At 63.1% G+C, this 21,013-nt stretch carries 22 protein-coding genes; 15 read left to right on the forward strand and 7 right to left on the reverse strand.

Features of this window, described 5'->3' with window-relative positions; translation table 11 throughout:
- The first annotated feature begins 5 nt into the window (after positions 1-5).
- Entirely contained in the window at positions 6-1,160 is a 1,155-nt protein-coding gene (hemW, locus tag LC083_RS13395; protein ID WP_226700840.1) for a radical SAM family heme chaperone HemW, read from the forward strand.
- Positions 1,157-2,053, forward strand: a complete 897-nt coding sequence (locus LC083_RS13400) for a tyrosine recombinase XerC (protein WP_226700841.1) — start codon at positions 1,157-1,159, stop codon at positions 2,051-2,053. Before hemW ends, LC083_RS13400 begins: the two co-directional genes overlap by 4 nt.
- Here LC083_RS13400 and gshB read toward each other — a convergent pair whose 3' ends face one another.
- From gshB to rsmI, 3 genes are read right to left on the reverse strand one after another with little or no spacing between them, the layout of a single operon-like run.
- On the reverse strand, positions 2,054-3,022 hold the full coding sequence (gene gshB, locus LC083_RS13405) for a glutathione synthase (RefSeq protein ID WP_226700842.1): 969 nt from the start codon (positions 3,020-3,022) through the stop codon (positions 2,054-2,056).
- Between the two features lie 10 nt (positions 3,023-3,032).
- Positions 3,033-3,383, reverse strand: coding sequence for a YraN family protein (locus LC083_RS13410; RefSeq protein ID WP_222553303.1), 351 nt, complete (start codon positions 3,381-3,383; stop codon positions 3,033-3,035).
- Positions 3,380-4,237: a 16S rRNA (cytidine(1402)-2'-O)-methyltransferase gene (gene rsmI / locus LC083_RS13415; RefSeq protein ID WP_226700843.1), complete on the reverse strand. Its 858-nt coding sequence runs from the start codon at positions 4,235-4,237 to the stop codon at positions 3,380-3,382. Before rsmI ends, LC083_RS13410 begins: the two co-directional genes overlap by 4 nt.
- Before the next feature lie 36 nt (positions 4,238-4,273).
- Between rsmI and LC083_RS13420 the strand changes: the two genes are divergently transcribed.
- The 4 genes from LC083_RS13420 (at position 4,274) to LC083_RS13435 (ending at position 8,742) form a co-directional block, all read left to right on the forward strand.
- Positions 4,274-5,416, forward strand: coding sequence for a penicillin-binding protein activator (locus tag LC083_RS13420; RefSeq protein WP_226700844.1), 1,143 nt, complete (start codon positions 4,274-4,276; stop codon positions 5,414-5,416).
- Between the two features lie 62 nt (positions 5,417-5,478).
- Entirely contained in the window at positions 5,479-7,455 is a 1,977-nt protein-coding gene (gene parE / locus LC083_RS13425; RefSeq protein WP_226700845.1) for a DNA topoisomerase IV subunit B, read from the forward strand.
- Positions 7,448-7,819 (forward strand): hypothetical protein, encoded by a 372-nt coding sequence (locus LC083_RS13430; RefSeq protein WP_226700846.1) that lies wholly within the window; start codon positions 7,448-7,450, stop codon positions 7,817-7,819. The genes parE and LC083_RS13430 overlap by 8 nt, the downstream gene beginning before the upstream one ends.
- Positions 7,783-8,742 (forward strand): hypothetical protein, encoded by a 960-nt coding sequence (locus LC083_RS13435; RefSeq protein ID WP_226700847.1) that lies wholly within the window; start codon positions 7,783-7,785, stop codon positions 8,740-8,742. The genes LC083_RS13430 and LC083_RS13435 overlap by 37 nt, the downstream gene beginning before the upstream one ends.
- A gap of 3 nt (positions 8,743-8,745) precedes the next feature.
- Here the strand turns inward: LC083_RS13435 and LC083_RS13440 are convergent, their stop codons facing one another.
- Positions 8,746-9,966, reverse strand: coding sequence for a bifunctional alpha/beta hydrolase/OsmC family protein (locus LC083_RS13440; RefSeq protein WP_226700848.1), 1,221 nt, complete (start codon positions 9,964-9,966; stop codon positions 8,746-8,748).
- A gap of 72 nt (positions 9,967-10,038) precedes the next feature.
- On the opposite strand from LC083_RS13440, the gene LC083_RS13445 reads away from it, so the two are divergent.
- The 3 genes from LC083_RS13445 to LC083_RS13455 all read left to right on the forward strand — a co-directional run bounded on the left by LC083_RS13445 (position 10,039) and on the right by LC083_RS13455 (position 12,067).
- Complete coding sequence (locus LC083_RS13445) at positions 10,039-10,566, forward strand: RNA polymerase sigma factor (RefSeq protein WP_226700849.1); 528 nt, start codon at positions 10,039-10,041, stop codon at positions 10,564-10,566.
- Positions 10,563-11,135: a hypothetical protein gene (locus tag LC083_RS13450; RefSeq protein ID WP_226700850.1), complete on the forward strand. Its 573-nt coding sequence runs from the start codon at positions 10,563-10,565 to the stop codon at positions 11,133-11,135. Before LC083_RS13445 ends, LC083_RS13450 begins: the two co-directional genes overlap by 4 nt.
- Before the next feature lie 77 nt (positions 11,136-11,212).
- Positions 11,213-12,067: an AAA family ATPase gene (locus tag LC083_RS13455; protein WP_160607142.1), complete on the forward strand. Its 855-nt coding sequence runs from the start codon at positions 11,213-11,215 to the stop codon at positions 12,065-12,067.
- Between the two features lie 76 nt (positions 12,068-12,143).
- Here LC083_RS13455 and LC083_RS13460 read toward each other — a convergent pair whose 3' ends face one another.
- Positions 12,144-13,544, reverse strand: a complete 1,401-nt coding sequence (locus LC083_RS13460) for a methyl-accepting chemotaxis protein (protein ID WP_222553295.1) — start codon at positions 13,542-13,544, stop codon at positions 12,144-12,146.
- Between the two features lie 122 nt (positions 13,545-13,666).
- Here LC083_RS13460 and LC083_RS13465 point away from each other — a divergent pair, with 122 nt between their 5' ends.
- Both LC083_RS13465 and LC083_RS13470 read left to right on the forward strand, forming a co-directional pair.
- Positions 13,667-14,848 (forward strand): vWA domain-containing protein, encoded by a 1,182-nt coding sequence (locus LC083_RS13465; protein ID WP_226700851.1) that lies wholly within the window; start codon positions 13,667-13,669, stop codon positions 14,846-14,848.
- Between the two features lie 58 nt (positions 14,849-14,906).
- Entirely contained in the window at positions 14,907-15,239 is a 333-nt protein-coding gene (locus LC083_RS13470) for a hypothetical protein (RefSeq protein WP_226700852.1), read from the forward strand.
- 4 nt (positions 15,240-15,243) lie between these two features.
- Here LC083_RS13470 and LC083_RS13475 read toward each other — a convergent pair whose 3' ends face one another.
- Together LC083_RS13475 and LC083_RS13480 are read right to left on the reverse strand one after the other, a co-directional pair.
- Complete coding sequence (locus tag LC083_RS13475; protein ID WP_226700853.1) at positions 15,244-16,446, reverse strand: exo-beta-N-acetylmuramidase NamZ domain-containing protein; 1,203 nt, start codon at positions 16,444-16,446, stop codon at positions 15,244-15,246.
- On the reverse strand, positions 16,443-16,985 hold the full coding sequence (locus tag LC083_RS13480) for a DOMON-like domain-containing protein (protein ID WP_226700854.1): 543 nt from the start codon (positions 16,983-16,985) through the stop codon (positions 16,443-16,445). The genes LC083_RS13475 and LC083_RS13480 overlap by 4 nt, the downstream gene beginning before the upstream one ends.
- A 32-nt stretch (positions 16,986-17,017) precedes the next feature.
- On the opposite strand from LC083_RS13480, the gene tyrS reads away from it, so the two are divergent.
- The 4 genes from tyrS (at position 17,018) to cysK (ending at position 20,989) form a co-directional block, all read left to right on the forward strand.
- A complete protein-coding gene (tyrS, locus tag LC083_RS13485; RefSeq protein WP_226700855.1) occupies positions 17,018-18,247 on the forward strand; it encodes a tyrosine--tRNA ligase in 1,230 nt (409 codons plus the stop codon).
- Between the two features lie 96 nt (positions 18,248-18,343).
- Positions 18,344-18,682: a PilZ domain-containing protein gene (locus LC083_RS13490; RefSeq protein WP_160607149.1), complete on the forward strand. Its 339-nt coding sequence runs from the start codon at positions 18,344-18,346 to the stop codon at positions 18,680-18,682.
- A gap of 76 nt (positions 18,683-18,758) precedes the next feature.
- Positions 18,759-20,072: an MFS transporter gene (locus LC083_RS13495; protein WP_226700856.1), complete on the forward strand. Its 1,314-nt coding sequence runs from the start codon at positions 18,759-18,761 to the stop codon at positions 20,070-20,072.
- Entirely contained in the window at positions 20,069-20,989 is a 921-nt protein-coding gene (cysK, locus tag LC083_RS13500) for a cysteine synthase A (RefSeq protein WP_160607151.1), read from the forward strand. The genes LC083_RS13495 and cysK overlap by 4 nt, the downstream gene beginning before the upstream one ends.
- Positions 20,990-21,013: the final 24 nt, after the last annotated feature.

The raw sequence follows: 21,013 nt of genomic DNA on the forward strand, positions 1-21,013 counted from the left end.
CACACTTGGCCAAAGCCCTCTACATCCACTGGCCCTTCTGCCTCGCGAAGTGCCCCTATTGCGACTTCAACAGCCATGTGCGCGAACGCACAGACATGGCCGCGTGGGAAGCGGCACTGCTCGCCGACGTGCGCCGCGAAGCAGGTGAGGTCGGGTCGCAGGAACGGCTCGCAAGTATCTTTTTTGGCGGGGGAACTCCTTCTCTCATGCCTCCTGCCCTGGTGGGACGCCTGCTCGAGGAAGCGGAGCATTTGTGGGGCTTCGAGGACGGGATCGAGATCACGCTGGAAGGCAACCCGTCGTCTGTCGAAGCGGCGAATTTTGCCTCTTTGGCAAGCGCCGGAGTGAACCGCGTATCGCTGGGCGTTCAGTCATTGCGCGACGAAACGCTCCGTTTTCTGGGCAGGCTGCACGGCGCGCAGGAAGCGCTCGACGCGCTGGAGACTGCTCAGAGCCATTTCCAGCGGGTTTCCATCGATCTCATCTATGCGCGGCCCGGCCAGTCGATGGGTGACTGGGAGCAAGAACTGGCGCAGGCGCTGGCACTCGGGACCGACCATCTCTCGCTTTACCAGCTGACGATCGAGCCCACGACGCGCTTTGCCACAGACGTGCGGCGGGGTGTTTTTACGCCGCTGGAAGACGACCCCGCAGCCGACCTGTTCGCCCTGACCCGCGAGATGACCGCCGCTGCCGGCCTGCCGGCATACGAGATCAGCAATCACGCGCGGCCGGGCCAGGAAAGCCGGCACAATCTCACATACTGGCGATACCAGGACTATTGCGGGATCGGCCCCGGCGCACACGGACGACGCGGCGGCGTAGCGACTACGCGGCACAAGAAACCGGAGAATTACCTCGCCGCGGTGGAGGCGCAGGGTGACGGCATTGCCGAGGCGAGGACGCTTGGCCTGCGAGAACAGGCATCGGAGGCCCTGCTGATGGGATTGCGCCTCAATGAAGGCGTCGACCTCGACGATATGTCCCGCCGCTTCGGCGTCGCGAAGGAAGACCTGGTCGATGACGCCAAGCTGGCGCTCTACCGCGACCTCGGCCTCGCATGGTCGAAGGACGAGCGGATCGGCGTCACCGAAGCGGGAATGCCGCTGCTTGATGCCCTGCTCGGCGAGCTTGTTCCCGCGGAGCTGGTCGAGGGGTGAGCAGCTCCGAATGCCTCGAGGCATGGCAGAGCCATCTTGCCCTCGCCCAGAGACGCTCGGCACACACGGTTCGTGCCTATGCAGCTGCCTCCCGGCGACTGATGGTGCACCTGAACCTCGAAACTTTCGAGGATGTCGCGGCCCTGTCGGCGCAGGAAGTCAGGGCACACCTGGCGTCGCGGCGCAGCGACGGGCTGGCGAATGCATCGGCGGCGCGGGAGCTGTCCGCGCTCAAAGGCTTCATCGCCTTTGCCAAGGCACAAGCCGGGCATGACGTCACGCAGCCCCCGCGCCTTCGCGGGCCGCGCTTGAAGAAGGGCCTGCCCCGCCCGGTGTCGCCGGATGACGCGCAAGGGTTGGCAGAAACCGTGGACGCGCTGGCCGCTGAGGAATGGATCGGTGCACGCGACCGGGCGGTTCTGCTGCTGCTTTACGGAGCGGGCTTGCGCATTTCGGAGGCACTATCCCTGACCGGGGCAGACCTGCCGCTTGGAGAGCGGCTGACCGTGACCGGCAAGGGCTCGAAACAACGCGTCGTGCCGATCCTGCCAATCGTGCGCGAGGCGGTGGAGGAATATTGCCATCTCAACCCGTGGCCCACCGGGCGTGAAGAGCCGATCTTCCGCGGTGCGAAAGGTGGCCCGCTATCGCAGGGCGTCGTCCAAAAAGCGACTGCGCGGGCCCGCCGCGCGCTAGGCTTGCCCGACACGGCGACGCCTCATGCCTTGCGGCATAGTTTTGCCACCCATCTGCTTGGCGCAGGTGCGGACTTGCGTAGCCTTCAGGAACTGCTCGGTCATGCGAGCTTGGGATCGACGCAGATCTACACGAAAGTCGATGCAGCCAGTCTGCTCGACACCTATCGCGACGCCCATCCGCGCGACCGCGACTGATTACATTGCCGCATGGCGGCGCTCGATCGCATCCCATATGCGTGCGGGCGTATCGGTGCCGTTGAATTTGTCGATGGCGATAATCCCGGTCGGCGAGGTGACGTTAATTTCGGTCAGGTACTTGCCTCCGATGACGTCGATACCGACGAACACGAGCCCGCGCCGCTTGAGTTCGGGGCCCATGGCCGCGCAAATCTCTTCCTCGCGCTCCGACAATGTCGTCGCTTCTGCATAACCGCCTTGCGCAAGGTTCGAACGGAACTCACCTTCGCCCGGGAAGCGATTGATTGCACCCGCGAATTCTCCGTTTATCAAGACGATGCGCTTGTCGCCTTCGGCCACTTCGGGAAGAAAGGGCTGGACCATGTGCGGCTCGGGCCAGGTCTGGTTGAACACCTCGCTCAGGGCGGAAAGGTTGGTGCCATCTGCATCGATCCGGAAGATCGCCTTGCCGCCATTGCCATGCAGCGGTTTCACGACGACCGAGCCGTGCTTCTTCTGGAATTCCCGGATATCCTCCAGCTTTCGCGCAACCAGCGTCGGCGGCATGAAGCGGGCGTAATCGAGCACGAACATTTTTTCGGGCGCGTTCACGACTTCGCGCGGGTCGTTGACGACCAGCGTCGTGCCCTTCAACCGGTCGAGCAGCAGGGCCGAGCTGATGTAGCCGAGATGGAACGGCGGGTCCTGCCGCATCAGCACCACGTCGATGTCCTGCGCAAGGTCGATACGGCGCCGCTCACCCGCCTTGAAGTGGTCGCCAGCCACGCGCTGCACCGTCACGGGCGCGGCATGGGCGGTAATGCGCCCGGCAGGCGTGCCGTCGCTTTCATAGGCAAGCGTAGTGACGTCGTAATGCCAGACCTCGTGTCCGCGCGCCTGTGCAGCAAGCATCAGGGCAAAACTGCTGTCGCCCGCGATATTGATGCTTTCGAGCGGGTCCATCTGGACGGCGACGCGTAAGGGCATGGATTATCCTTCAGGGTTGCCAGGCATTGGCGATGTGGCGAGGGAATGCGCCGGGCGCAAGGAGGATGACGTCGATGCGGATATCCTCCCCATGCGTGGCGTAGCGGTGGGCGACCGCTTCGACTGCCGCCGCGACACGGGCAAGGCGCCGTTCGTCGATGGCGAGGTCGAGGTCATCGCGGCGCGCGCGCCATTTCACTTCGACGAAGGCAATGGTCGCGCCACGTTTCGCCACCAGGTCGATTTCGCCGGCGGGCGTCTTCACGCGCGTGTCGAGGATGCGCCAGCCCTTCGCCCTGAGCCACAGGCCCGCCCTCGCCTCTGCGTCGCGCCCGCTTTTCTCGGCGATCTGCCGTTTCATCCCGGCTTGAGGTCCATCGCCCTTGCGTAAAGCGCCTTGCGGTCGAGCCCCGTCGCCTTGGCAACATAACCTGCCGCCTGAGATGGCTTCATCGTGGCCAGCGCCTCGATCAGCATGTCGTCGGCATCTGCTTCATTGGCCTGCTGGGCTTCGGGAGGACCGATCAGCAGGACGATCTCGCCCTTGGGCGGATTGGCGTCGTAATAGGCCATCAGTCCTGCCGAGAAGCCGCGCCGGCATTCCTCGTGGAGCTTGGTCAGCTCGCGCGCGACCGCGATTTCACGCTTGGGCATCACATCCTCGATCGCGGCGAGCGACTTGAGCAGGCGCGGCGCGGTTTCGTAGAAGATCAGCGTTGCGTCGATGGCCGCCATTTCGGCCAGCATCTCGCGGCGGGCCTTGTCCTTCGTCGGCAGGAAACCGGCAAACAGGAACCGGTCGTTGGGTAGGCCGGACAGCGTTAGTCCCACCACCGCCGCACATGGTCCGGGGATGCTGGTCACGGGAATACCCTGCTCGCGGCAGTCGTTGACCAGCCTGTAGCCCGGATCGCTCACCATCGGGGTTCCGGCATCGCTGACGAGCGCCACGGCGCGGCTGCGCATCGAGTCCAGCAGGCGCGAGCGGTCGCGGTGTTCGCTGTGGTCGTCGTAGCGCCACAGTGGTTTGGAGATACCGAGATGCTTCAACAGCTTGCCGGTGACGCGGGTGTCCTCGCAGGCGACTCCGTCGCAGCGTGACAGTATGTCCACGGCCCGCACGGTGATGTCACCCAAATTCCCGATGGGGGTGGCAACAAGGTAAAGCCCCGGTGTAAGGCTCTGGTCGGAAGTCTGGGGGGCGGGATCGCTCACACCCCTTCATGAACACCGACAAGGGACGCGGCAAGCATGGCATTGGCATTTATGAACCGGCGAAACCTCATCATGGCGACGGGTGCCGTGCTGCTGGGAGGTTGCTCGATCATTCCCAAGAGCGGCCAGCCCACGACCCCCACGCCGACGCCCGAGCCGAGCGCGACTTCCCAGCCCCAAGATTCCAAACGCCACCGCGTTGCCCTGCTGGTTCCCCTGTCGGGAGAGAACGGAGAAGTCGGCCAGTCGATCGCCAATGCAACGACGATGGCGATCCTCGACACCAATGCGGACAATCTCCGGATCACGACCTACGACACCTCGCGCGGCGCTCAGGCGGCAGCGCGGCAGGCGCTGGCGGATGGGAACAAGCTGATCCTCGGCCCCCTGCTGGGCAGCAATGCAGCCGTGGTCCGCAATGTGGTCGCCAATTCCGGCGTGCCGATCATCAGCTTTTCCAACGACACATCGATCGCGGCCCCCGGCGTTTTCGTCATGGGCCACATTCCCGAACAATCGGTGGACCGGGGCGTCGAATACGCGCGCTCTATCGGTGCGCGCAATTTCGCCGTCCTTGCGCCCGACAGCGATTATGGTCGTCGCGCAGAAGCGGCCATGCAAAGCGCCCTTGCAAGCTATGGCGGAACGCTTGTCGCAACCGAGCGATATGCGCGTTCGAACACCTCGGTGGTCAGCGCCGGCGGCCGCCTGAAGGCCAAGGGCAGCTTCGATACCGTGCTTATCGCCGATGGCGGCACCCCCTCGATCCGGGGCGCGGAGGCCGTGGCAGGGTCATCTGTCCGTCTTCTGGGCACGGAGCGCTGGGCAGGCGAAAGCGCGTTACTGGATTCTTCCGCCCTGTCGGGCGCCCTGTTCTCGGCAGTCACGGACAAGCGCTATCCCGATTTCGTCACCTCCTACCAAGCCCGGTTCGGAGGACAGCCTTACCGGATTGCGACACTGGGCTATGACGGTGTCCTCCTCACCCTGCGCGCAGCGCGCGAGTGGAAGGTGGGTCAGCCCTTCCCCGTCAATGTGCTGTTCCAGGACGGGGGCTTCGACGGCATGGACGGCCCCTTCCGTTTCCGCCGCAACGGCGTGGTCGAACGGGCGATGGAGGTTCGCAAGGTCCAGGGTGGCAGCTTCACGACGGTATCGGCAGCACCGACGGGCTTCTGACAGGCGGATAACGTAAGCGGGACGCTTGTGCGGGCGGATTCGCGCGCGATATAGCCACCACCATGTCCGACGATCTTTTCGAGAATACGCCCACTTCGAGCGGCGACTATGACGCATCCTCCATCGAGGTCCTTGAAGGCCTCGAACCGGTGCGCCGCCGCCCGGGTATGTATATCGGCGGAACGGATGACCGCGCCCTTCACCACCTCGTCGCCGAAGTGCTCGACAACGCTATGGACGAAGCCGTCGCCGGCCATGCCACCCGCATCGAGATGCGGCTCGACGAAGGCAACCGGGTCACCATCAGCGACAACGGCCGCGGGATCCCGGTTGGCGAGCATCCGAAATATCCGGGTAAGTCCACCCTCGAGGTTATCCTGACCACGCTGCACTCGGGCGGCAAGTTCTCGGGCAAGGCCTATGCCACCAGCGGCGGCCTTCACGGGGTCGGCGTGTCCGTCGTGAACGCATTGTCGAGCCTGACGCGGGTCGAGGTCGCCCGCGACAAGCAGCTTTACGCGCAGGAATTCTCCAAGGGGCATCCGGTCGGCAAGATCGAGGAACTCGGCCCCACTCCCAACCGGCGCGGCACGACAGTCACCTTTATCCCCGACACCGAGATTTTCGGGGACCGCAAGTTCAATCCCAAGCGGTTGTTCAAGCTGGCCCGTTCCAAGGCCTATCTCTTCGCGGGCGTGGAAATCCGCTGGCGCTGCGCGGATAGTCTCGCAAGCGACGACATCCCTGCAGAGGCAGTCTTCAAGTTCCCCGGCGGCCTGGCCGACCATCTCGCCGAACAGATCGGCGGGCGCGAATGCGTCACCACCCAGCCTTTCGCGGGCAGCCAGGGTTTCCCCGACGATCAGGGCCGCGTGGAATGGGCCATCGCATGGCCGCTGTTCTCCGACGGTTCGTTCAGCTGGTACTGCAACACCGTGCCCACCCCCGATGGCGGTACGCACGAGCAAGGCCTGCGTGCCGCGCTGACCAAGGGACTGCGCGCTTTCGGCGAACTGACCGGCGTGAAGAAGGCTAAGGACATCAGTGCGGACGACGTGATGAACGGGGCCGAGGTCATGCTCAGCGTCTTCATCCGCGATCCGCAGTTCCAGAGCCAGACCAAGGACCGCCTGACAAGCCCGGAAGCCGCTCGTTACGTAGAGAACGCTGTACGCGACCATTTCGACCACTTCCTCTCGGACAACATGGACCGGGGCAAGGCGCTGCTCGGACAGGTCATGGAGCGTATGGACGAGCGCCTGCGCCGCAAGGCCGAACGCGAGATCAAGCGCAAGACCGCAACCAACGCAAAGAAGCTGCGCCTGCCGGGCAAGCTCACCGATTGTTCGGGCGAAGGCGACGGCGATACGGAACTGTTCATCGTCGAAGGCGACAGCGCAGGCGGCAGCGCCAAGCAGGCGCGCAATCGCAAGACGCAGGCGATCCTGCCCATCCGCGGCAAGATCCTGAACGTCGCGTCGGCCACCGCCGACAAGATCCGCGCGAACAGCGAAATCGCGGACCTCGTGCTCGCCATGGGTTGCGGGACCCGCAAGGACTGCGATCCCGAAAACCTGCGTTACGACCGCATCATCATCATGACCGACGCGGACGTGGACGGGGCGCATATCGCGACGCTGCTGATGACGTTCTTCTTCCAGGAAATGCCGGAAGTCGTGCGTAACGGGCACCTCTACCTCGCCCAGCCCCCGCTCTACCGCCTGACATCGGGCAAGGAGAGCCGCTACGCCCGTGACGACGCGCACCGCAAGGAACTGGAGGAGACGGTTTTCAAGGGCAAGAAGTTCGAGGTCGGCCGCTTCAAGGGCCTAGGCGAGATGAACCCGCAGCAGCTTCGGGAAACCACCATGGATCCCGAAAGCCGCAGCCTGATCCGCATCACCCTGCCGCAGGAATTCGAACAGCGCGCCGTGGTGAAGGAACTGGTCGATCAGCTCATGGGGCGCAACCCGGAACACCGGTTCAACTTCATCCAGAACAACGCCGGCGAATTCGACCGCGAAATGATCGATGCCTGACAAGGGTTTTCCCGACCCTCGCGAAGAAGACATCATCTATGCGGACCGCAGGATTTCGCGCCCGGATGCCTCGCTTCCGGATTGGGAAGTGCCAGACGCGGCCTATCGCCCGGTGCCGATCGTCTGGTTCACCGGAGCAATGTTCATGCAGATGACCTTGCAAATCGTTGTTCTCGTAATTGGCCAACGCTGGCTTGCGTTACCCCACCTTCTCGTTTTTGGCTGCGCTTTGCTGGCAAGCGGTCTCGTTTGGCATAACACGATGAACAGGGGCATGGCAGGTGCCAGTCTCGTCTGGCGCTTTGCCACTTTGATCGGGTTGCTGGCATGGCTTGGCCTGTCAACCCTGGCATTGTTTGGTTGAGGGGTGAGGGAAGTATGAAAGCGAAATGCCTTGGCGCCATGCTGGCGCTGTCTACGGCCCACGTCGCAAGCGCACAGGACCTTCCCGCGCTGAAGCTGGCTCCGATACTGCTGGTCGATGATCGTAATCATGCGTCAGGTCCCGAAGAACGGACCGTTGCATTGGGAGATCCGGTGCTCGACCTTGCGCTCGTCTTCAAATCTGCAGCGACGATTACCGCTCCGAAGCAGAGTAAAACTCCTGCATGGGTGCCGGCGAACATGCTTGCCCTGCTCCGCGAGGCGGTCATGATACCGGGCGACCCACGCGCCCTTCCCGGGGTCGCGGCCTATTGCACGCGGGAGTTCACGCTCACTGAAAAGGCCGGGGAAACCTATGGCCCTGCGGCAGCAGATTTCCCGCTCGGCGAAGATTTGCGGGCTTGCTTCATGGACACCGATGGCGATGGGAGCTTCGACAACGTCTTCGCGCCCGGTGACCGGTCGGGTAGGTTTGCCCTGCCTCAGCCGCTCGAACCCCTCACCTACAAAGCCGCCCAAATGGTGCCGATCGGAGAGGCGCGCTGGCGTATTGTCGCGAAGCAGGAAGATCGAACGCGCTCGCTCGGCGCCCTTGGCCTGCTCTCCCAACGCCAGGTGTTCCAGGCCCAAACAAATGGCGCAAGGGGACGATACGACGAGGTCGTGACCAGCCTTGTCGGAGGAGCCTGCGGAGAGGCAAGCATTCCGATCGACACCGGCCTCAAGACGAACCGCCTGCCGCGCACCTACAAATTCGGCTGTGCCGAGATCGAAGTGACGGGCTATGACAAATCGAGCAAGAGGCTGACCTATCGCATTACGAAAGCCATGACCGAACAGCCGGTCAGCCTGCGGGTTAGCTTTCTCGATATCTATGGTGGGACGATCTACACCTTAGAGTAGCGTCTACTCCCCGATGCGCGTGTGGATGTGCAGTTCGCCCTCCAATGTGCGGTGTACCGGGCACTTGTCGGCGATTTCCATCAGCTTCGCGCGCTGCTCATCGTCCAGTTCTTCTCCGCGTATCGTGATGGTTCGGTTGAGCGCCTGCATCTGCATGCCTTCCGCCATGGCCTCGGCGTGCGAACAGGTCGTCGTGTGATCGCGCTCATGCGTCACGTGGACGCGGACAGCTTCGAGCGGCCAACCTTTGCGGTCGGCGTACATCTTCATCGTCATGGCCGTGCAGGTGCCAAGCGCGGCATTCAGCAGGTCGTAGGGCGTCGGTCCGCTGTCGTCCCCGCCATAGCTCTTGGGCTCGTCGGCGATGAACTGGTGCGAGACGGTGTGGACCTCGGTTCCGAACTTGCCGTGGCCGGTGCAGGCAACGATCCCTTCTTCCGGCATTGGCCAATCGGCGGACAGCGGTATGTAACGATGCGCCCAGGCTGCAATTACGTTGGCGGCAAAGCGGGCATCCTCCTCGTCAAGCAAAAGGTGGTCGGCACCTTCCAAGCTTACGAAGCTCTTAGGATGTTTGGCGGCCTGGAAGAGTGCGCTGGCATGTTCGATCCCGACCACCGCATCGGTGGGCGAATGGAGGAAGAGCAGCGGCTTTCGCAGCCGTCCGACTTCGGCAAGCAGGTCCACGTTCTCCACCTTTTCGATGAATTCGCGCCCGAGGGTGAATTCGCGTCCGCCGATGCGCACCGCTCCTTCTCCCTGCTCGCGGATCGCGTCGATGTCTCCGTCGATATTGCCCAGGACGTGGGGAACGTCGGACGGGGCACCGACGGTCGCAATCGCGGCAATCCGGTCGAAGCCGATCTCGGCCGCAGCGGCGAGGACCGCTGCCCCGCCGAGGCTGTGGCCGACCAGCAGGATCGGCCGTGCGAAGCGCTCGAGAAGCTGGTCCGCCGCCTCGACCAGGTCGGACACGTCCGCCGCAAAACCGGCACGCCCGAAATCGCCGCCGCTGCCGCCGAGTCCGGTAAAGTCGAACCGCAGCGTAGCAATCCCTTCGCTCGCCAGCGCTCGGGCTACGGCAACCGCCGCCTTGCTTTGCTTGGTGCAGGTGAAGCAGTGCGCGAACAGCGCTGCACCGCGCACTAGGCCGGTCGGCAGCTCGAGCGAGCCGGTCAGTTCATGGCCTGCCTGCGTGGCGATGGTCAGGTTCTCGGTCGGCATCGGTGCTCCTTCGACTGGCGCTTTTTTTCGGTGGGCGTGTAAGAAATACGCGCGGGGGCGGACTAAGGATACATGACCAAGGAAAAGCAACACGCATACTATCGCGAGGCAGGGGCGCAATTTGCCCCGGCCATCGCCCGCCTCGCCCGCGCGATGGAGCGCGATGGCGACAAGGCACGCGACCTGGAACAGGACATCCACTGCGAGCTCTTCCGCAGTTTCGCCCGGTTCGAAGGACAATGTGCGCTCAAGACCTGGGTGTACCGCGTGGCTCACAACGTGGCTGCCGAGCACCGCCTTCGCGAAAGCCGACGCAGGCCTACCGTGTCACTGGAGGAAACGGATGAATTGCCGAGCCTGGGCAGCGGTGAACGTGCTGCCGCGGAAGGCCACACGGTTGCACGCGCCCAGGAGATGATCCGCCAGCTGCCGACGCTGGATGCGCAGGTGATGCTGCTGTGGCTCGAAGGCGAAAGCGCCCGCGATATATCCGAGGTGACCGGCCTCGCTTCCGGCACGGTCGCCACCCGCATCCACCGGCTGAAGACTGCCCTTGCCGACCAGTTCGGCACCCCCGATCACCAGGAGACAATCCGATGACCCAAGATCCGTTCAACTTCTGGACCCGTGAAAATTCCGACGCGAATTTCAGCGAACCGGGCGCGTGCCGGGCACGCAGCACTCGGTTCGAAAAGAGCATCCGTCGCCGCAACCTGTTGGAATATGCCGCCGGTGCACTGGTTGTCGGAGTGTTCGGCGCCCTTGCAGTTTTCTTTGCCGGCGAAGGCGAATGGGCGCTTTCCGCTACCGTCGCCATGACCGTTGCCGCCGCGATCTTCGTGGTGAGCAAGCTCCACCGCGACGGCAGCGCGCAGGCACGTTCCCCCGAAGCAAGCTGCAAGGATCACCTGCGCAGCCAGCTCGTCCGTCAGCGCGACCTGCTGCGCGGGGTTCCGACCTGGTATCTCGCGCCCTTCGTCCCCGGCCTCGTCGGCTTCTACTTCGTCGTCACGGCCAATGTGGCCGAGGTTCAGGGGTGGGCTGCCGCGCTGGAAGGCGTCTGGTTCAAGTTCGCCGCGACGGCCGTCTTCTTCGTCTTCGCTGGTTGGCTCAACCTGCACGCCGCTCGCAAGCTCGACCGGGAAATCGCTGCGCTCGACCGGGCGTAAGCACCGGAGCGCCGGAGCACTCTTGCACGGTCCGGCGCTTACCCCTAACGCACACGTAAAGTTGCAAGGGAAAACCGATGTCAGACCAGACCCGTTTCGAAGGCACCAGTTCGTATATCGCGACCGACGATCTCAAGGTCGCCGTCAATGCCGCGGTCACGCTGCGCCGTCCGCTGCTGGTCAAGGGCGAACCGGGCACGGGCAAGACCGTGCTCGCCCATGAAATTTCCAAGGCGCTCGATGCCCCGCTGATCGAATGGAACGTCAAGTCGACGACCAAGGCGCAGCAGGGCCTTTACGAATACGACGCGGTCGCCCGCCTGCGCGATGGCCAGCTCGGCGACGAGCGCGTTCATGACATCTCGAACTACATCAAGAAGGGCAAGCTGTGGGAGGCGTTCACCAGCCCCGAACTGCCCGTCCTGCTGATCGACGAGATCGACAAGGCCGACATCGAGTTTCCGAACGACCTGCTGCAGGAACTCGATCGCATGAGCTTCGACGTCTACGAAACGCACACGCGGATCGAGGCGAAGGAACGACCGATCGTCGTCATTACCTCGAACAACGAGAAGGAATTGCCCGACGCATTCCTGCGCCGCTGCTTCTTCCACTACATCAAGTTCCCCGACCGGGAGACGATGCGCGACATCATCGAAGTTCACTATCCCGGCATCCAGAAGAATCTGGTCAGCAAGGCGATGGATATCTTCTACGAACTGCGCGACGTGCCGGGCCTGAAGAAGAAGCCTTCGACGAGCGAGCTGCTCGACTGGCTGAAGCTGCTGCTGAACGAGGACATGCCGCTGGAAGTGCTGCAGGACAGCAACCCCAACAGCGCCATTCCGCCGCTGCACGGTGCCCTGCTAAAGAACGAACAGGACGTGATGATGTTCGAACGCCTTGCGTTCATGGCCCGTCGCCAGCCCTGATACTGGCAGGACCAGACGAGAAAAGGGCGCGCTCCGCTTGCGGAACGCGCCCTTTCTCCTTGGGGGACAAGCTTGATCAGCCGAAGCTGTAGGCCAGCTCGAAATCCCCCCAGCGGCGGCCGTTGATGTAAACCGGCACGTAGACATTGCGGACCACCACGTAGTTCCGGCCATCGCCTTCCTGGCGGTAGACGGCCATGGTGTAGGGATCCTTGGTCGACTTTGCGACGAGGTCCACGCCTTCGAGGATGATGCGGCCGTTGCGGCAATACTTGGTGTCGTGTGCAAGTTCGCCGATGGGTTTACGCGAGTGTGCGGTGACGTGGGTCGGCAGGAAGCCGTTCATGTCGGCCTGCGAACACATGATCACATGGCCGCCCTCACCCACGACGGCATCGTTGATCGGACGCCAGTTGGCATCCGCCCAGTCGCTGAGGCCGGTGCGGTAGAGCTGCGGATTGGTACCCGGCTGCGGGCGATAATTCTGGTCGAACAGCTGCTCGGCCGTCAGTTCGCCATTGGCGATGGCTTCTTCGGCGCGGGCGACGATCTTCTTGGCGTGTTCCTGCGCCCGTTCGACCATCGCACTGTCTTCCGGCGAAAGGCCTGCCTTGACCAGCTTGTCGAACATGTCGCTGGCAGTCAGCTCCAGCTCTTCGATGCGGTCGTGAGCGGTCGCAAGGCGCTGCTCGTTCTCGCTGGCAGCACGGTCGAAACTTTCGATGACGGACGAAACCCGGTCGACGTGCTCGGTCATCATGCCGGTTGCACGGGCGATCTGGTCGTTCTGCTGGTCGACTTCCTCGACCAGCTGCGACACGCCGGAAATGGTGGAATCGATGCTGGCGACCGAAGTCTTGGCCTCGTTCGATGCCTTAGCGCCCGCCTCGATACGCTCGATCACTGTGGCCGCTTCTGCACCCAATGTTTCGATCACGTCCGAGATTTCGTCGGTCGCCTTGCGGGTTTCGCCGGCGAGCGACTTCACCTCGTTGGCGACCACGGCGAAGGTGCGGCCCGCGTCACCGGCACGCATCGCTTCAATAGTTGCGTTGAGGGCGAGGATGTTGGTCGTCTCGGCAATCTGTTCGATGTCCTGCGAACAGCGCTTCACCTGGTCCATCGCCGCAGCGAAGCCGGTCACGTGCGTTGCCAGCGTTTCCACGAGATCGAGCAGGCTGGTAATCTGGCTGAGGGAGGACTGGATCTGCTTGGTGCCCTGCCCGAGGCGCTCGATAGCGCGGGCGGACAGCAGGCGGGCTTCGTCGGAAGCCTCGGCGACCTTGCGCTGATCCTTTTCAAGTTCATGGACCGTGCCCTGCAGTTCCGCATGCTCTGCGCGCAGGATGCCCGAACTGTCGATCACGGCCTGCACGATACCGGCAACGTCGGTACAACCGACCGTAACCTTGCCGCAGGCCTCCGGAATTGATTCGAGGCTCGACGCCTTCGCAGCATCAATCGCGGTGAGTTCCATGTGTGACGATCCCTTTGTCCCTGTTCGGCGGATCGTCTAAACGGAAGTGGTTATTGTCCGGTTAAGGGCTTTCCACGATTTCCCTCTTCCACCGCCTCGCCGATGCAGGCTAGGAAGCTCGCATGTTCTTCAATTTCGTCGACGAGCTTCGGGCCGCGGGCATTCCCGCCAGCTTCAAGGAACACCTCACCCTGCTGGAGGCGCTCGACAAAGACGTGATCGAGCAGACGCCCGAGGCGTTCTATTACCTCTCCCGCGCAACCTTCGTGAAGGACGAAGGCCTGATCGACCGGTTCGACCAGGTGTTCAGCCGCGTATTCAAGGGGATCATGTCCGAATACGGCCAGAACCCGGTCGACATCCCGGAAGACTGGCTGAAGGCCGTTGCCGAGAAATTCCTCTCCGAGGAAGAGATGGCGAAGATCAAGTCGCTGGGTGACTGGGACGAGATCATGGAGACGCTGAAGAGGCGGCTCGAGGAACAGGAAAAGCGCCATCAGGGCGGCAACAAGTGGATCGGCACCGGCGGCACCAGCCCGTTCGGCAATTCGGGATACAATCCCGAAGGCGTGCGGATCGGCGGCGAGAGCAAGCACAAGCGCGCCCTGAAGGTCTGGGACAAGCGCGAGTTCAAGAACCTCGACAACACCAAGGAACTGGGCACCCGCAACATCAAGATGGCGCTGCGCCGCCTGCGCCGTTTCGCCCGCGAAGGCGCAGCGGACGAGCTGGATCTCGACGCGACGATCGAAGGCACGGCAAAGCAGGGCTGGCTCGACATCCACATGCGGCCCGAGCGGCATAATGCGGTCAAGCTGCTGCTTTTCCTCGACGTGGGCGGATCGATGGACCCGTTCATCAAGGTGACCGAGGAGCTGTTCAGCGCCGCCACGAGCGAGTTCAAGAACCTCGAGTTCTTCTACTTCCACAACTGCCTCTACGAAGGTGTGTGGAAGGACAACAAGCGTCGCTGGCAGGAGCGTACCAAGACCTGGGACGTGCTCCACAAATACGGCCACGACTACAAGATCGTCTTCGTCGGCGATGCCGCGATGAGCCCGTACGAGATCACCCACCCGGGCGGTAGCGTCGAGCACATGAACGACGAGGCAGGTGCAGTCTGGATGCAGCGGGTCACCAACACCTATCCCGCCACGGTCTGGCTGAACCCGGTGCCGGAAAAGCAGTGGGGCTATTCCCAGTCGACCAAGATCATGAAGCAGCTGGTCAACGACCGGATGTATCCTCTGACGCTGGACGGTCTCGACGACGCCATGCGCGAGTTGAGTCGGAAGCAGGGCTAAGCCGCAGGTTTGCCAAGGTTTTTCTTTTGCGGTATTCTGCGCCGCGGAAGGAAGCCCTATGCACTACCTTGCCCTCACAAGCCTCCCGCTAGCCGGACTGGTGCTCAGCGCGCAGCCCCTGCCGCGCGCGGTGGAACCCGGAGGCGAAATCCCCAATCTGCGCGAGCCGCAATCGGCCCGGTGCAACGAGGTTATTCGCGAAGTTCGCGAAACAGGCGGGCTTCCTGCCTTGCAGCGAGGGCCTGCGACCGGAGAGGACGGCTATATGATCGCGGCCGTCGACAAGCGGGTCGATGGCTGTGCCGTCATGCAAATGCATGGCGATGTGAACGACCTGCGGCCACTACCTGAACCGACAGAGGATTATCTCCTCCGTCCCGCGGGCGAGTAGGCACTCAGCTATAAATAAGATGCGGCGCGATCGTTTCGCGCCATGCTGCCTCGTCACGGGAAGCGATGTCGTCGAGGTCGCCTGCCTCGGCCTCGCTGTCGTCCACCCATTCGCGAAGTGACGGGCCGCCGTTGATCACGTCGATCGCAAGGCGGTCAAACTCGTATTCATAGGGGAAGTCACGCCAGATCTCGTAGTCCGGATAGAGCGTGCGGATGGCCTTGAAGGCCAGTGCCTGAAGCCGCCAGGGCTTGAATTCATGATGGTCGTAGAACGGAACTTCTGCGTGGATCATCAAGCCGTTACACAGCTTTCCTGCGTGCTTGTGGAAGGTCGGCTCGAACCAGCACTCGCGCAAGGCGCAGCCGCGCAGCCAGCTCGGGGCCTGGCGGCGCATTTCTGCCAGGACCGCGGGTGCATCGATATCGGGCGCGCCGAACAGAACCTCCAGCGGGCGGGTGGTACCCCTGCCCTCGCTCAGCGTGGTGCCTTCCAGCATGACAGTGCCGGCATAGGCGCGGGCCATGTTGACGTTGGCGGCATTGGGGCTGGGGTTGATCCACACGCGATCCTCTGGCCATCCGTAGCCAGGGGCCTTTCCGGGCTTCCAGCCTTCCATCTCGATCACGCGATAATCGACGTCGAGCTTGAAATGGTCGACGAACCAGCGGCCCATTTCGCCCATGGTCATGCCGTGGCGCATCGTCATCGCCGCCGCGCCAACGAAACTCTCCTGTCCCGGAACCAGCAGCGTGCCCTCGACTGGTCCACCAGCGGGATTTGGGCGGTCGAGAACCCAGACTTCCTTGCCACCCTTGGCCGCTTCCTCGAGCAGGTAGAGCAAGGTCGTCACAAAGGTGTAGATACGGCAGCCGAGGTCCTGCAGATCGAACAGGAAGACGTCCGCCGTGCTCATCATCTGGCCGGTCGGACGGCGCACCTCGCCATACAGGCTGAACACGGGGATGCCGTGGCGCGGATCGGTTTCGTCCGCGGTTTCGACCATGTTGTCCTGCTTGTCACCCTTGAGCCCGTGCTGCGGACCGAATGCGGAAGTGACATTGATACCGCGCTCAATAAGCGCGTCGAGTGAATGGTCGAGCTGCGCCGTGACCGACGCCGGATGCGCGACGAGCGAGACACGCTTGCCTTCGAGGGGGGCGCGAAGTTCGGCCTGTGTGAGCAGGCGATCGATACCGAATTTCATGCCGCGTTGGGTGGCCCAAGCTCCGCCTTGAAGCAAGACGCATCGTGGAAATCCGGCTGATCTTTCCCATGATCCATCGCCCAGAAGCTCTTGATCCCGCCCTCTTCCTCGATGACGCAGGTCAGGCCCATCGCGCTCGGGGCGTCAGGCAAGGCAGAGTTGGGGAGCGCAGCATCGAAAATGGCGAAACTGCTGCCGAGCCGCATGGTACACGCGGGCTCACGCGGGACGGGCCGTTCGGACATGCCCTCGCGATAGGCGCAGAAGTCATAGGCGTTCCAGCGCTCGGACGGCGAGAGATTCCATTCCGAGTAAGCTTCGCCTCCCAAGGGGTTGAGAAACATCTCGAAACAAGTGGTTTTCCAAAGCTCGTCGGCCCTGCCCCTGCCCGCGAACTGTGGCACGACGAGGCACGAAGAACCCTCCACGCGCCAACGAAGTCGCAGCCAATCGTCATCCCGGCCGATGATGCGCGCCTGCACGCCCGACACCTCCAGGGGTGGAAAGGCGGGATGGGCGATCAGTTCATGCGTTTGCACGGGGCCTCGTTCCTGCTAGCGGGCGCCCTGTCATGAGCAGTCACCAATCCGAACTCCTGCGCGTGCTCGAAGAGCGCGGCTACATCCACCAGGTCACCGATGTTGAGGGACTCGATGCCCTCGCCGCCAGCCAGGTAGTGCCCGGCTATATCGGCTTCGATGCCACCGCGCCAAGCCTGCATGTCGGCAGCCTCGTGCAGATCATGATGCTGCGCCGCCTCCAGCAGGCCGGACACAAGCCGATCGTGGTGATGGGCGGCGGCACGACGAAGGTGGGCGATCCGTCCGGCAAGGACGAAAGCCGCAAGATGCTCACCAATGAGGATATCGACGCGAACATCGCCGGTATCCGCAAGGTGTTCGAACGCCTGCTGACCTTCGGCGACGGGCCGACCGATGCAGTCATGGTGAACAATGACGAATGGCTGAGCCAGCTCGGCTATATCGAGCTTCTGCGCGACGTCGGGCCGCATTTCACTATCAACCGGATGCTCACCTTCGATTCGGTGAATCTGCGGCTCGAGCGCGAGCAGCCGCTGACCTTCCTCGAATTCAACTACATGATCCTGCAGGCCTACGACTTCCGCGAACTGGCGCAGCGTTACGGCTGCCGTCTGCAGATGGGCGGCAGCGACCAGTGGGGCAATATCGTCAACGGTATGGAGCTGGCACGCCGCATGGACGGCAGCGACCTGTTCGGCCTGACCACCCCGCTGTTGACCACCGCCGACGGGTCCAAGATGGGCAAGACAGCCGCCGGCGCGGTCTGGCTAAACGAGGAGCAGCTGCCGAGCTACGATTTCTGGCAGTACTGGCGCAATGTCGACGACCGCGACGTGGGCCGTTTCCTGCGCCTGTTCACAGACCTTCCGCTGGACGAGATCGCTCGTCTCGAAGCGCTTGAAGGGGCCGAGATCAACAGCGCCAAGACAGTTCTTGCCAACGAAGTGACCAAGCTTGTCCGCGGTGCGGATGCTGCTGCACTGGCGGAAAAGACCGCTTCCGAAACCTTTGCCGGTGGCGGCGCTGGCGAGGATCTTCCGACCCTGTCGGTGGGCGAAGAAGGCGTGCGCATCGGGGCTGCCCTGACGGCATTGGGGTTCACCGCATCGAACGGCGAAGCCAAGCGCAAGCTGGCGGAAGGCGCGATCAAGCTGGACGGCGAAACGGTCACCGACCCCGGCCACCTGGTCGAGATTGCCGAAGGGGCCGAGGTGAAGCTTTCGCTGGGCAAGAAGAAGCACGCGATCCTGCGCCGCTGAGAACATTTTAACCCTGCAAGTTCGGTTAACCGGATATTTGCCTTTTGCGGGCAAGTTGCAGGGATAAGGTTTGTCAAAAGCAAGGGATCGTCTCGCATGAGTGCCGGAGCACAACTCAGCGTCACCGACCAGCGCCGCCTGGCGCGCCACCCGGTCGACCACCCGGTTATCGCCGAACACCACAGCCGTGGCGACATGCGCATGCATATCGCGAATATTTCGGCCAACGGGTTCATGATCGACGATGCGCAGGACGTTGCGCGCGGCGACCGCGTCGTGGTTCGTCTGCCCGTCATCGGCCGCATAGAAGCCTATTGCATCTGGAGCCGCGACAATCGCGCCGGCTTCCAGTTCGAACGCATCATCCGCGTCGACGACTTCCTGTCGCTGATCGACACGCTGCAGCCGAACCCGCGCCTGCGCCGCCTGCGCTAAGGCGGTCAACATTCATTTCTGAACGCGCAAGCAGGCGTCTCTTCACAAGCGAAGGGGCGCCTGCCATGCGTTGGGCGTGAGAGAGACCGACACGCCCCCTTCCCCCGACAGATCGCCGCTCCGCATCGCGAATTTCCGCGCCTACTGGATTTCGCGCCTGTCGATGACGCTGGCCCAGTATGCGATGATGCTGATCATCGGGTGGCAGACCTACAATATCGCGCGCGATGGCGGGATGGGCGTGGCAGAGGCTTCTGGCCAGCTGGCGTTGATCGGCCTGCTCCAGTTCGTCCCCCTGTTTCTGCTGACCCCGTTTTCGGGGTGGGCAGCGGACCATTTCGACCGGCGCAACCTCGCCCGCCTGACCGTAGCGCTGCAATTCGTGTGTGCGGTACTGCTCGCTTGGCTGACAGCGAGCGATACGCTTTCGCTCGCCTGGATATTCGCTGTCGCGGTGCTGCTCGGGATAGCGCGAGCCTTCTCCGGACCTGCGCTTTCTGCCCTTGCTCCCAACCTCGTGCCCAAGGCCATCCTTCCCAATGCCATCGCCCTGTCGAGCATTTCCTGGCAGGTCGGGATGATCGTGGGGCCCGCACTGGGTGGTTATTTTTACGCTATCGAGCCCTTCTCTCCCTATGCGGCAGCAGGGGTCCTGTTCCTCGTCTCCATGATCGCGCTGTCGCTCATCGGGAAGGTTCCGCAGCCCCCGCGCGAGGCGAACAAGCGGCCTATCCACCAGATGGTCGAAGGCCTGCGTTACGTGGTGCGCAACAAGATGGTGCTCGGCGCCATTACGCTGGACCTCTTCGCAGTATTCCTGGCCGGAGCGACGGCGCTCTTCCCGGTGTACGCCCGCGATATCCTCGAGGTCGGCGAAACCGGCCTCGCCCAGCTTGCCATGGCGCCTGCCGTGGGTGCGGCGCTGACCGCGCTGTGGTTCTCTTTCCGGCCGCTGCAGAACAATGTCGGGCCCAAGATGCTGTGGGCCGTCGCCATCTTCGGTGCAGCGACGATCGTTTTCGGCCTGTCCACGTCCATGCCGCTCAGCCTTGCCATGCTGTTCATCGTGGGCGCGGCGGACATGTTCAGCGTCTATATCCGGCAGTCGCTTATCCAGCTCCATACGCCTGACGACAAGCGCGGCCGCGTCTCGTCGGTCAGCCTGCTGACGATCAGCGCCTCGAATGAGTTCGGCGATTTTTTCTCGGGCAGCCTCGCCTACGCCATCGGGCCAGTTGCGGCTGTGGTCGGTGGCGGCGGCGGTGCGATCCTCACGGTCGCGCTGTGGTCGAAAATTTTCCCAGTCCTGCGAACGACGCGGACCTTTGACCCGCCCGAGGAATTGCAGGAAGATACCCCCACCGGAAAGCTGCAGGAGCAGACCCCATGAAAGCCCAGTCCGTCCTCGAAACCATCGGCGGCACGCCCCACATCCGCCTCGCGCGCCTGTTCCCCGACCACGAGGTCTGGGTGAAGAACGAACGCGCCAATCCCGGCGGTTCGATCAAGGATCGCATCGGCCTTGCCATGATCGAGGATGCCGAGAAATCCGGCCGGCTCAAGCCGGGCGGCACTATTATCGAGCCGACCAGCGGAAACACCGGTATCGGCCTTGCCATCGCGGCAGCGGTGAAGGGCTACACCCTCGTGCTGGTCATGCCTGAGAGCATGAGCATCGAGCGTCGCCGCCTGATGCTCGCCTACGGCGCTAAGTTCGACCTCACGCCCAAGGAAGGCGGCATGAAGGGCGCGATTGCCCGCGCACAGGAGCTGGTCGAGCAGACCGAAGGTGCCTGGATGCCGAGCCAGTTCGACAACCCTTCCAATTTCGAAGTCCACAAGCGCACGACCGCGAAGGAAATCCTCGCCGACTTCGCGGATACGCCGGTCGATGTGATGATTACCGGCGTCGGCACCGGCGGGCACCTGACCGGCTGCGCCGAGGTGCTCAAGGAAAGCTGGCCCGCAATGAAGGCCTTTGCCGTCGAACCGACGCTTTCGCCCGTCATTAACGGCGGTCAGCCCGGACCTCACCCGATCCAGGGCATCGGCGCTGGTTTTATTCCCGAAAACCTGCACACCCAGTCAATCGACGGTGCCATCCAGGTCGACCCGGAAGACGCCAAGGAATGGGCGCGTCGATGCGCCGTGACCGAAGGCCTGCTGGTCGGCATTTCGAGCGGCGCAACGCTCGCCGCCATCGCGCAGAAGCTCCCCGATCTTCCTGCTGGCAGCCGCGTGCTCGGCTTCAATTACGACACGGGCGAGCGGTACCTGTCGGTGCCCGATTTCCTCCCGACCGAGTGACCTGAGCCAGGGGCGCTTTTCGAC

It is taken from the genome of Qipengyuania gaetbuli (assembly GCF_020524765.1).
Taxonomy (GTDB): Bacteria; Pseudomonadota; Alphaproteobacteria; order Sphingomonadales; family Sphingomonadaceae; genus Qipengyuania; species Qipengyuania gaetbuli_A.